Origin of the sequence: Pseudomonas sp. MD195_PC81_125 (assembly GCF_014060985.1) — a bacterium.
In the GTDB taxonomy this organism is placed as follows: domain Bacteria; phylum Pseudomonadota; class Gammaproteobacteria; order Pseudomonadales; family Pseudomonadaceae; genus Aquipseudomonas; species Aquipseudomonas parakoreensis.
In genome coordinates, this window is record NZ_JABULD010000034.1 from 1 (window position 1) to 6,884 (window position 6,884).

Sequence of the window (6,884 nt, forward strand, 5' to 3'; positions counted from 1 at the left end):
TGTGCCAGGAGCGCGGCGTGGTGTTGCTGCGSGGGGGGCGCCTTCACCCCTGCGTCCGGAACTGTCGCCGCAAGCGGTCCGCATCAATATTTCGGCTGCCCCTGTCACGGGGCGCAGCTGGTCAAGGCGCTTGGCGTAATCAGTCAGCTGGCCCGCCAGGGACATCTCTATATGCACAACCGGATCTGAGGACATGACACAGCCCGTTCATTGTGAAATTGCCGTTATCGGCGCAGGCGTCGTGGGTGTCGCCAGCGCACTCTGGCTGCGTCGCCAGGGCTACCGGGTGTTGTTGCTGGAGCGCGAGGCGATTGCCGCCGGGGGCGTCCTATGGCAACGCCGGCACCCTGGCCCCTTATGGCGTGATGCCGATTGCCCAGCCTTCGTTGCTGAAAGCGATTCCGTCGCTGCTGTTTTCGAAGGATTCGCCCTTCGTCATCAATTGGGCGCGCCTGCCGCAACTGATGCCTTGGTTGCTGCGCTTTCTCAATGAATGCCGGCCCTCGCGCTGCGAGGCCAACACGCGGGCCTTGAGCCAGATCCTGCAACTCACCTACAGCGGCTACGCGCCCTTGCTGGCCGACAGTCCCGCAGCCGATCGCCACCTGCACCACAACGGTTGCATCTATGCCTATCGCAGCGAGCACGGCTTCGCCAACGCCCAGACTGCCATCGAACTGCGGCGCTCTTTGGGCATCGCCCAGCAGGTGCTCAATGCCGCCGATGTCGCACAACTGGAACCCGCCCTGGCAGGCAAGGCCGTGGCCGGCATCCTGTTTCCCGAGTCCTCGCACATGGATGACCCTCGCGCCTTCATCGAAGCATTGGCGGCGCCGCTGGTGGCCGAAGGCGCCCTGCATAGAGCCACCATCACCACCCTGCAACGCCAGGGCGGTGGCCTGCAGCTACGCAGTGCCGAAGGCCAGACCTACCGCTCCGACAGGGTCGTGCTATGTGGCGGTGCCTGGTCGGCGGCGCTCGCGCGGCAAGTCGGCGATCACATTCCGCTGGATACCGAGCGCGGTTACCACATCGAGTTCGACCTGCAGGACACCCTGCTCAACCGCCCCTGCTGTCCGGTGGAAAGCGCGTTCTACATGACACCGATGGCGGGTCGCCTGCGGGTGGCAGGCACGGTTGAACTGGGATCGATCAATGACCCTGCCAATCCGCAACGTTTTGATTTTCTGGAACGGCACGTACGCCAGGTCATTGGCCTGACCCAACCGGTCGCACGCAAATGGCTGGGATTCCGACCTTCCCTGCCTGACTCGTTACCGGTAATTGGCCCCTCGCCTAATGAGCCGCGAATGATCTACGCCTTCGGCCATCAGCACCTGGGCCTGACGCTGGCCGGAGCAACCGGACAGTTGGTCGCTGAATGCATCGCCGGCAAAGCGCCGCAGTGGTTGGACAGTTTTTCCGTGCAACGCTTCTGAACCACGCCATTCCACAGGAGAACAATGGATGCGAATTATCGAGCGTAAACAGACCAATCAACGCATGAGCCAGCTCGTCATTCACGACAATACGGTATACCTTGCCGGGCAAGTGGGCGAATACCATCACAACGTTGCCGATCAAACCCGTGACGCGCTGGCACGGGTCGATGCCTTGCTTGAGCAAGCCGGTTCATCCAGAGAACAGCTGCTGCAGGTCACTATCTGGCTAGCCGACATGGCTGATTTCGTCGCGATGAACGCAGTATGGGATGCCTGGATCCCGGCAGGACACGCTCCGGCCCGAGCCTGTGGCGAAGCAAAACTCGCTGATCCGCAGTTATTGATTGAAGTGATTGTCGTCGCGACGAGGTAAGTAAGCTTTTCATGCCTCTAGCGCCTTACATTGCTAATAGAATCTATAGCTGCCGCGAGTGAAGGGCAGTAATCGGCGGATTTCAGTTGAAAAAGTCAGTCTAAATTTAAAGAATGACCGCTTTTGGCCGGAAACTGTCGTTCTAGACTGACCACTTTCGATTGCTGCCTGCCGTGGGGGCACCGGCCACCCAAAGCAGACAGATCGACCCAGAACTTGAGTCGATCTATCAATGCCGGTTAGAAACGCCAGTCCTCAGCGTGAATGACACGACAGAATGGGCCCGCCAGGGTTGCATTGTGATGAGCGACGATACTTTCGGCCTTCAAAGCGGGAGTGTCGGAGCAGGTATGACCATCGGCGATCAGGACTGCATCGAATCCAAGATCTCGTGCGGCGCGGCAGGTGCTATCGACACAATACTGGGTCTTCATTCCGGCAATAACCACGCCTTGTGAACCACAAGCCTTAAGTTGATCGGCCAAGTCAGTCATGGCGAAAGCGTTAGGTCGGATTTTTTCGAAAACCACTTCGTCGCCCCTCAGCAACAGTTCCTCCACCAGTTGCGTCAACGGGCTTCCTGGTTCGATAGGCGAGCCGGGCGCCCCCACGTGGCGAGCAAGAAAGATTGGCGCGCCGGCACTGCGGGCTTTATCCAACAGACGATTCAACGTGCTTAGCAGCGCCTCACCAGCCCATGGCTTATCCGGGCCATGAAACAATCCGACCTGCATATCGAGAATCAACAGTGCATGCATAGTGCTTTTCCTTGCGTTTGAACCAGCGACACAAGGGCAAAAGAAAAGGCCCTTTCCATCACTGGCGGGCCTTTGAAGTTCGTGCATTATTGGCTCACGACACCTCTCACGACCCGCCTAGGGCGGTCGTGGTAGTAGTGATCGAGGCAATACGTAGCTGATTCATAAGTGGGACAGTATCTGCACGGTACCCGGTTGGCAAGGGAACAAGATCTAGGCGATGGCTACTTCTTGTATTGCTCGTAGGGGGCCGCTTCTGGCCGACCTCCGCCAGTTGTTGCCTTTAGCGAAGGGCTGCAATCGAATAAAAGCTGGCATTGGCACCGCGCCGCTCGCTGCCATTGCCAAGTCACTTAATCCAAGAGTGGCCGCTATTTTTTCAGATAAACGCAGTCTCGATAAACGCTTCCAGCGCCTTTTCTTCGAGTATCTCGATAGAGAAATGCCCGAAGCGCTTTGGTAGCCAGATAATACGTGCGCCGGCCGGGGATTGCAGATTCGCGCGAGCCAATGGCGCTCCATTTTCGTCTTGAGGCTGAACACCCGCGTTCATCAGCTCGTCATAGGCTTTTTCGATATCTTTCGTTGAGTAGCAGTGGCGGTAAATCATGCCTTCACCTGAAGAATCCAAAAGCTCTTTCAGATTGCCTGCCAACGGTTGCACCAGCATGAAACGTTCTTGACCTATCAGAGCAATCGCGTAGCGAACATGCAGACCGCCCCGCTCCCAGACAAGTGTTTTGGAAATCCTGGCGTTTAGTATGTGTGCGTAGTAAGCACAGGCTTCCTCGAGATTATTGACCAGTACATCTACATGACTGAACTTCAGATCCATTGCATAGCCCCTGTCCAAAAGCCCCCATCATAATAGTCAGCCACTCGCCGGCGGACGCTATCTGAACTACCGCCCTGAATGTTGACATATTCGACTCGATCTTTTTCCCGGCTGATGCGTGGTTCGGTCGAATAGCTGAGAGATTCGTAGAAAATTCCAATACGACCTCATGGTATTCACATGTCGATATCAGACACGATCATGGCGCAATCAGGCTACTGAGTCAGCGACAAGGCCGGCTAAGGTGCCGTGTCTTCGTATCAAACGACCCCGCTCGGATCATGGGGTTGATAAGAACTGCGGCGGTTGGACGGGCTTCTTTCGGGAGTTTCAGCAGGCAACGATGGTGCTCGATCGGGTGCCCGTTCAATTCGCTTAAATGTCGATCAGCAGAGAAATAAAAATACCGATGATCAGCCCGAACTCCATGGATTCGAGTAGCCAATTGGCGCAGGGCTTCAAGCCTCGTCACGTCACAATGCTGTCCATCGCCGGGATTATCGGCGCCGGTTTGTTCGTCGGTTCAGGGCACGCCATTGCCGCAGCAGGGCCGGCGGTGCTGCTCGCCTATCTGTTTTCCGGTTTGCTCGTCGTGCTGGTCATGCGCATGCTCGGCGAGATGGCGGTGGCCAATCCGGACACCGGTTCTTTCTCCACCTATGCCGACCAGGCCATCGGCCGCTGGGCCGGTTTTACCATCGGCTGGTTGTACTGGTGGTTCTGGGTGCTGGTCATTCCTATCGAAGCGCTGGCAGCCGGGCATGTGTTGAACCAATGGTTTCCGCAGGTCGATGCCTGGCTGTTCGCGTTGGGATCGATCATTGCGCTGGTGGTGACCAACCTGTTCAGCGTGTCCAAATATGGTGAGTTCGAGTTCTGGTTCGCCATGGCCAAAGTGGTGGCGATCATCGGCTTCATCGGTGTCGGTTTTGCCGTGTTGATGGGCTGGGTTCCCGACCGCGAAGTCAGCGGGCTGAGCAGTCTGATGGCCACGCACGGCGGTTTTGCGCCCAACGGCTTGTCGGCGGTGGTCGGCGCTTTCATCACGATCATGTTCAGCTTCATCGGCACTGAAGCGGTGACCATTGCCGCCGCCGAATCGAATAACCCGGCGCAGAACATTGCCAAGGCCACCCGCTCGGTGATCTGGCGCATTGGCGTGTTCTACCTGCTGTCGATCTTCGTGGTCATCTCCGTAGTGCCCTGGAATGATCCGTTGCTGGCCTCGGTGGGCTCGTATCAGCGCGCCCTGGAAATCATGAACATTCCAAATGCAAAGTTCATGGTCGACGTTGTCGTCCTGATCGCCGTGGCCAGTTGCATGAACTCCTCGATCTACATTGCCTCGCGCATGTTGTACTCGCTGGGTCGTAGAGGCGATGCACCGAAAGCGCTGAAGGCGACTTCCGCGGCCGGTGTGCCGCGGGCCGCCGTGATCGCCAGCACCGTGTTGGGCGCGTCGATCACCGTATGGAGCTACTTCATGCCCGCCGGGCTGTTCGAGTTTCTATTGGCCAGTTCCGGGGCGATTGCCTTGCTGGTGTACCTGGCGATTGCGGTGTCGCAGCTGCGCATGCGGCGGATATTGCAACAGCGCAAGGTCGAGCTGACCTTCCGCATGTGGCTGTTTCCCTGGCTGACGTGGCTGGTGATCGGCTTCATCTGTGCGGCGCTGGCGGTCATGATGATCACCCCGCAGCACCGCACTGAAGTCACCACCACTATTGGCCTGGCGCTGGCAATCTCCTTTATCGGCCTGATGACGTCGCGTCACCCTGCCCCGACGGCACGAGCAACGTCGGTGGGTCAGGCCTGATCCACCGCCTCGATCACGCCTTTGTCCTCACCCAGGAAGCCGCCGCTCTGATGCGCCCACAGCCGTGCATACACGCCGTTTTTCTCCAGCAATTCGGCGTGGGTGCCCTGCTCGATGATGCGTCCGTCATCCATGACAATCAGCCGGTCCATCGCTGCAATCGTCGACAGTCGATGGGCGATCGCGATCACGGTCTTGCCCTGCATCATGTCGTCGAGGCTTTCCTGAATCGCCACTTCGACTTCCGAATCCAGCGCACTGGTGGCTTCGTCCAATAGCAGAATCGGCGCGTTCTTCAGCATCACCCGGGCAATCGCCACCCGTTGGCGCTGGCCGCCGGACAGCTTGATCCCGCGCTCGCCTACCAGAGTGTCGTAACCGGTATGACCTTGGCGGTCACTCAACTGGCTGATGAATTCGTCAGCCTGGGCGTTGGCCGCCGCACGGCGGATCTGCTCGTCGGTGGCATCGGGCCGGCCGTAGGCAATGTTGTCGCGAATCGAGCGGTGCAGCAGCGAAGTGTCCTGCGTAACCATGCCAATGGCACTGCGCAGGCTGTCTTGAGTCACGTGCGCAATGTTCTGGCCGTCGATCCGAATCTCGCCACTGTCGACATCGTAGAAACGCAGCAGCAAGTTGATCAGCGTCGATTTGCCCGCACCTGAGCGCCCTACCAGACCGATCTTTTCCCCGGGTCGAATGCTCAGGCTCAGGCCATCGAGGACCTGACGCTCGCCACCGTAATTGAATTTCACTTTGTCGAACGTCACCGCGCCGCCCGAGGTCACCAGCACGCCGGCATCCGGCGCGTCCTGCACCTTGGTGCCCTGGGTCAGGGTCGCCATGCCGTCCTGAACGGTGCCGATGCTTTCGAACAGCGAGGTCATCTGCCACATGATCCAGTTCGACATGCCATTGATCCGCAACGCCATGGCGGTGATCGCCGCCACCGCGCCGGCGCCGACATCGCCCTGGTGCCACAGCCACAGGGCATAGCCGCCGGCTGACATGATCAATGCCACCACCAGGGCCTGATTGACGATCTCGAACAGGCTGACCAGACGCATCTGGCGAAAACCGGTCTGCTTGAAATCCTCCATCGCCGCCCGCGCAAAGTGCGCTTCGCGGTTGGAGTGGGAGAACAGCTTCACCGTGGTGATGTTGGTATAGGCGTCGGCGATACGCCCGGTCATCATCGAGCGCGCGTTGGCCTGTTCCTGGCCGACCTTGCCCAGGCGCGGCACGAAATATCCCATGGCCAGCCCGAACAGCACGACCCACGCGAGAAACGGTAGCATCAGCTTCAGCGCAAAACCGCCGGCCAAGGCAATGATTGCAATGAAGTACACGCCGATCCCCGGCAGAATCTCGATCATGGTGAACAGCACGTCGCGCACGGCGAGCGCCGTCTGCATCACCTTGGTCGTGACCCGCCCGGAGAACTCGTCGGAGAAAAACGAAAGGCTTTGCCGCAGCATCAGCCGATGGAAATCCCAGCGCAGGCGCAGCGGCAGGTTAATCGCCAGAATCTGGTGCTGAACCATGGTACGCAACGCCACCAGCCCGACACTGAGCACCATGACGATGCCCATGCCCCACAACACGCGACGCTCCTGCGCAGCCGCTTCCCCGCCCGCCTGCCAAGTCGAGAGCAGATCGA

The 6,884-nt window shown here is 58.9% G+C and carries 6 protein-coding genes and 1 pseudogene; 4 read left to right on the plus strand and 3 right to left on the minus strand.

What is annotated here, in order from left to right; genetic code table 11:
* Positions 1-193: 193 nt before the first annotated feature.
* The 3 genes and pseudogenes from HT737_RS32530 to HT737_RS01760 form a co-directional block, all read left to right on the plus strand.
* Positions 194-325 (plus strand): annotated as a pseudogene (locus tag HT737_RS32530) (FAD-dependent oxidoreductase); the annotation flags it as partial.
* Positions 312-1,439 carry an FAD-binding oxidoreductase gene (locus HT737_RS01755; RefSeq protein ID WP_306287134.1) on the plus strand — a complete coding sequence of 376 codons (1,128 nt, stop codon included), beginning with the start codon at positions 312-314 and terminating at the stop codon, positions 1,437-1,439. The pseudogene HT737_RS32530 and the gene HT737_RS01755, both read left to right, overlap by 14 nt.
* A gap of 28 nt (positions 1,440-1,467) precedes the next feature.
* On the plus strand, positions 1,468-1,815 hold the full coding sequence (locus HT737_RS01760; protein ID WP_095669144.1) for a RidA family protein: 348 nt from the start codon (positions 1,468-1,470) through the stop codon (positions 1,813-1,815).
* A gap of 239 nt (positions 1,816-2,054) precedes the next feature.
* On the opposite strand, the gene HT737_RS01765 is transcribed toward HT737_RS01760, so the two are convergent.
* A complete protein-coding gene (locus HT737_RS01765) occupies positions 2,055-2,573 on the minus strand; it encodes a cysteine hydrolase family protein (RefSeq protein WP_182401166.1) in 519 nt (172 codons plus the stop codon).
* A 379-nt stretch (positions 2,574-2,952) separates the two neighbouring features.
* A complete protein-coding gene (locus HT737_RS01770; protein WP_182401168.1) occupies positions 2,953-3,408 on the minus strand; it encodes a VOC family protein in 456 nt (151 codons plus the stop codon).
* A 409-nt stretch (positions 3,409-3,817) separates the two neighbouring features.
* Here HT737_RS01770 and gabP point away from each other — a divergent pair, with 409 nt between their 5' ends.
* Positions 3,818-5,224 (plus strand): GABA permease, encoded by a 1,407-nt coding sequence (gabP, locus tag HT737_RS01775; RefSeq protein ID WP_041064012.1) that lies wholly within the window; start codon positions 3,818-3,820, stop codon positions 5,222-5,224.
* Here gabP and HT737_RS01780 read toward each other — a convergent pair.
* Positions 5,215-6,884 (minus strand): ABC transporter ATP-binding protein (locus HT737_RS01780; protein WP_182401170.1); only part of this gene is annotated, 1,670 nt, incomplete at its 5' end. The genes gabP and HT737_RS01780 overlap by 10 nt on opposite strands.

Coding starts and splice junctions, on each gene's coding strand:
- HT737_RS01760 (WP_095669144.1), top strand. CDS start 1,468: ATGCGAATTATCGAGCGTAAACAGACCAATCAACGCATGAGCCAGCTC.
- HT737_RS01765 (WP_182401166.1), bottom strand. CDS start 2,573: ATGCATGCACTGTTGATTCTCGATATGCAGGTCGGATTGTTTCATGGC.
- HT737_RS01770 (WP_182401168.1), bottom strand. CDS start 3,408: ATGGATCTGAAGTTCAGTCATGTAGATGTACTGGTCAATAATCTCGAG.
- gabP (WP_041064012.1), top strand. CDS start 3,818: ATGATCAGCCCGAACTCCATGGATTCGAGTAGCCAATTGGCGCAGGGC.